The organism is Neochlamydia sp. TUME1 (genome assembly GCF_000813645.1).
Taxonomy (GTDB): domain Bacteria; phylum Chlamydiota; class Chlamydiia; order Chlamydiales; family Parachlamydiaceae; genus Neochlamydia.
In genome coordinates this window covers 1-3,123 of sequence record NZ_JRXI01000152.1, presented here as the reverse complement: position 1 = coordinate 3,123, position 3,123 = coordinate 1, and the positions used below count along the sequence as shown (strand labels likewise).

Genomic DNA, 3,123 nt, shown 5'->3' with positions numbered 1-3,123 from the left:
CGCCTGTGCGCTTTCTTGCTTTAGAGGATAACCATTATATTGCCTCTACTTTTCATCCTGACTTCAAAATCTTTAAACTTTATCAACATACTCCTGCTATAAAAGGGTGTGGAATAATATTGCCCTTCCTACCTGACACATATCCATGGGTAAATTCTTATCATATTCATGCTAGCTACGATGGCCGCAAACTAGTCTTTTGTGATGAACATGGATGGCTGCATCTATGGGACTTTGCTCATTTACAAGGAAAGGAGCCTATTTTAGTCGCTCCTCCCGATGCTTAGGAAAGCTATTTGTTTACCTGAAGCGTTTGGCTAATTAAAATAGATTGCAACTGTTCATAAGAGCGATAAGAGGAATATTTTCTTTGCATTACTTCCTGGCTAAGCTTCTTGGTGAGTTGAGAAGTTGCTTGAAGCTGATCATCTATAAAATGTCTAGATTCTTCCAGACTAGTGAAAGAAGAGGGATTAACCGATAAAGAAATTGAAAAGTCAAAAGATGTTTTGTGGCTTTCAAGCTTAGCTAAGCTTGCTACTATAAAAATCGATTAATGAGCCAGAATCTCTATAATAACTTCTGGAAAAACTTGCTTAAGGTAAGCGGTCACGGGGGTTATCAATTACTTTGTGATAAATAAAATAATTTCTAGAGTTTATATTTACTTAATCATATATTGAGTAGTATGCAACCATCATACGAGCAACTATTTAAAGAGAATGCAGAGCTAAGGGCTGAGATTATACAGCTTCGAGCTGAAAATGCGTAGCTAAAAGCCTTAGTGAATAGATTAGAAAAGATAATCACCAAGCTTGAAGCACGTATTGCCCAGCTGGAGGCACAGCTTAATCAAAATTCTAAGAATAGTTCCAAGCCACCATCGACGGATCAAAAAGCTAATCGTTCATCATTACCTAAAGCAGAAAATCGACCTTATCATCCTGGTGCTAGCCGTCAATTGCTACCTGCTAGCGCAGTTCCATCGCATGAGGTGCGTTGCCTAAAAGTTTGCCCACACTGTCACTCTGCTATGCATGCAACTGATAAGGTTCTTTCATGGCAGCAGATCGAGCTTCCTGAAATTAGACCTTTGGTGCATCAAATAGATCTAGTAACGAGCAGATGCCCTTGCTGCCATCTAGAAACGCGGCCTGAACTTAAAGAAAATGAGCAATTCTTGCTCGGTCCTAGGCTGGAAGGCTTTATTAATCTGCTGATGGGGCAATATCGTCAAGGACATCGTGCTGTGCGCCCCATGATTAGTGCCTTATTGCCTAATGTGACTTTAAGCCAAGGTTTCATTTCTAAAGTTAAAGCTCGCACCGCTGCCTTACTTTTTTCGTCTTATGAAACACTCGTTAAAGCAGTTATTACTACCAAGCAGCCTTTACAGCTAGATGCGACAAGCTGGCGTCACGCCGCCACTAACGAACATCTGCTAGTACTACGTGTAGGAAATGTGATTGCTTATGCATTAAGACCTTATCAAAATGGCGCTACTCTAAAAGCGCTAGTCGGTCAAGAGATTCATTGTTTAGTAAGTGATCGAGGTTTAGCCATTCATCAAATTAAGGTAAAGATCAAACAGTATTATTTAGCTCATCTACCCCGTAACATACAAGGACAAGCAGAACAGCCCAATATATCCTTGGAGGATACACAGCGCTTAGGACACCTATATGATACCTTGCAAGAGCTTTTTAAAGATAAGCATCGCCTAGAAAAAGCACTAATCAGTCAGTCCACTTGGCAGCAGTATGGATATCTTAACTGGCGTTATATACAAGAAGAATTGCAAGAACTACAGTGCTGGAGTAGCACCAAGAAGTTGCGGAAGTTTTGCTACAAGCTTTTAAAGCAGATCAAACATTTCCGTGCTTACTTGAAAGATCCTGCTATTCCTATGACCAATAATGCCGCCGAAGAATCTTTAAGAAATCTAGTCATTGCACGTAAGTTATGTCTAGGTAGCCAGTCTACCTATGGCAAAAGGTGGAGGGAAGCGCTGCATAGCTGTATCGAAACTCTTTATCGACAAGGAAAATCTATTCTAGATTTTCTAGCAGCTGCTATCCTTGCCGCTCGTACCAAGCAACCTATCCCTTCTGTTATCTAAGAAACCTTTTATATCCCGTGACCGCTTACTGCTTAAGATAAATTGTTCATAGGTGAAAGATAAATTTTATTCAATTTTTTTTACGGGCCCTAGGTTATTTAATATTTGAAATATTCTATTGGATTTTAATTAGTAAAACACTAATATCTCATAATAAATAAAAACAAATCTAAATTTATGGTAAATAACATGACACCATTTTCCTTAATCCCTAGTATAAGAATACCTGAAGAAGTGCAATTAAAGATTCTTAGCCTTTTAGATGAAAAAGAGTTACCGATTGCAGGCCTTGTTAACAAACATTGGCAGCGAATGGCGCAGGATCCTTCTTTATGGCGGCCTATTTGCCAACGACGCTGGAAAAACCTTAGCCACTCTTCTTCCCCAGGAAAGAACTGGCGAAAAATCTGTAAGAAACAAGTGCAGATGTCAAAAACGATGAGGCTAACGAAAGGCGAGTATTCAAAAAACAAATGTAAACAAACTATCTACAAATTACCTAATTTCTCAGGAAAAATTCTTGCGCTTAAAAGAGAAAAACAATTTGCTTTTATAAAAGCTACAGCAGGTACAGCGCAAATCTATCATTTGGGCGAAAAAAGTTGTCAGTTAGTGTATGATAATGTGAAAGAGGAAAGTTCTCGTCTGATTCATTATCAAGAAGGCCATATTATTCAAGTAACACAGGAAGGCTATCTTTACCGTTGGAAAGTTAATGAGGCTTTGCCCCAAACTTCCCTATGTTACCTTGGAAACTTTGAAAATGCTTACTTGGCTCAAAACCATTTATTTTTAGTTAATCCTCACCGCACGCAATTTAAAATTGTGGATGTACGCACAGGATTAAGCTGCTACAAGACTACCTCTGCAGCCATCAATTTTATCCTCTGCCGAAATAATCAAGCCTTAATCCACTGTCTAGATGGCAGCCTTTATTTTATTAATGATATAGAAAACTCTTTTTCTATGAACTTGATAGCATTAGAAGGCATTCTTAAAATCCC

Annotated in this window: 3 protein-coding genes; all 3 read left to right on the top strand. The window is 38.7% G+C overall.

Annotated elements, in window-relative coordinates; all coding sequences use genetic code 11:
- On the top strand, positions 1-287 hold a 287-nt coding region (locus DB41_RS11940; protein ID WP_039386066.1), incomplete at its 5' end, for a hypothetical protein.
- 497 nt (positions 288-784) lie between these two features.
- Entirely contained in the window at positions 785-2,119 is a 1,335-nt protein-coding gene (locus tag DB41_RS07545) for a transposase (RefSeq protein WP_039386065.1), read from the top strand.
- 189 nt (positions 2,120-2,308) lie between these two features.
- Positions 2,309-3,123, top strand: an 815-nt coding sequence (locus DB41_RS07540; RefSeq protein WP_162180932.1) for an F-box protein, incomplete at its 3' end; no start/stop codon positions are given.